Source organism: Candidatus Obscuribacterales bacterium (genome assembly GCA_036703605.1).
Lineage (GTDB): Bacteria > Cyanobacteriota > Cyanobacteriia > RECH01 > RECH01 > RECH01.
This window is the reverse complement of record DATNRH010000072.1, coordinates 1-1,224: the sequence shown is the minus strand read 5'-3', so window position 1 is coordinate 1,224 and position 1,224 is coordinate 1. Positions and strand designations below refer to the sequence as shown.

The 1,224-nt window shown below is 54.0% G+C and carries 1 pseudogene; it reads right to left on the bottom strand.

The annotated features are described in order from the left end of the window. A pseudogene (locus V6D20_01635) lies at positions 1-1,019 on the bottom strand (FAD binding domain-containing protein). Positions 1,020-1,224 lie beyond the last annotated feature (205 nt).

Here is a 1,224-nt window from a genome sequence, read left to right as displayed (position 1 = left end):
TCACGGCGCTGGCCTTGCTTGTAGGCCTCGACATAGCGCCCGTCGGGTGTTAACTTGAAATGGACATTGGTCAGGACTTCCCCCTGCTTTGCGGCTGTTTGCTTGTACCCGGGGCCAAAGAACTCCTTCGCTGGAACTCGTCGACTTCCTTGGCTTGAAGAGAGCTCGAACTCTGCATCGAGGGCAATCCAAACGGGGTTCAAATCTGAAATGGGAGAGGCATTCATGACATTCCCTCCGATGGTGGCAACGTTTCTTTGGGTTACAGAAGACTATTCATACCGAATTGGGGTGCCCGCAAACCAATGAAGCTGCTCAATGATGGCTCGCAGTGCCTGACGGGGCCCAGGCTCGAGGTTCTTACTTGTATCTTCAAGAAATTGCCACACATCTGTGAGGGGAACACCAGCACCAAGGGTTACAGTCCCATCATTGAACTCCAAAGCGTGCAGCTCGGGTACATTCCGAATGGAGACTAAAACAGGTGTGTCCTTGTGCTGATAGCGGTACTCAATGCCGATTTCAGTGTTACCCGCTACAACACGAGCGTTAGGGTTGCTCTCCAGGGCCTGGAGAACCCCCTGGAGGTCGGTGGGGGCAATCCACTCCACGCGCTCGCCTTTGATGGAGACAGGCTCGGGCTTCAACTGTGAACCAAAGAATTTCAAAGACTGCTCCCAGGGTTCCAGGCGATCCGGTTTTACGAACTTGCCGTCGGACAAGGCGGCGGCTGCATCCAAGATAGGCCGGTAGCCCGTGCAGCGGCATAGGTTGCCATCAATGCTTTTGACCATCTTTTCCGTACTTGGCGCTCCATCGGTTTGTAGGGTGGTATACATCGACATGATGAAGCCTGGTGTGCATCCTCCACACTGCGAACCCCCACCGTGCGCTAGCTGGTGCTGGACAGGGTGCAGGTCGTCCTTGCGTGCACTTCCGATCCCCTCCACCGTAGTGACAGCTTGTCCATCTACATAACAAAGGGGCACCAGACAGGAGTTCACAGCTCGGTGTAGCATGTTGTTAGATGAGCCGGGGCTTGAGAGCGTCACGGTGCAGGCACCACAACCTCCTTCACCGCATGTGAGCTTCGTTCCTCTAAGTCCAACACGTCTTATGTAGTCAATAAGATACTCTTGTGGCTGCACATCCTTGACAGTAACGAGTTCTCCGTTGAGCGAGAATGTGACAGTGGATTTGCTTGATGAATCACTGAGCTTCGCA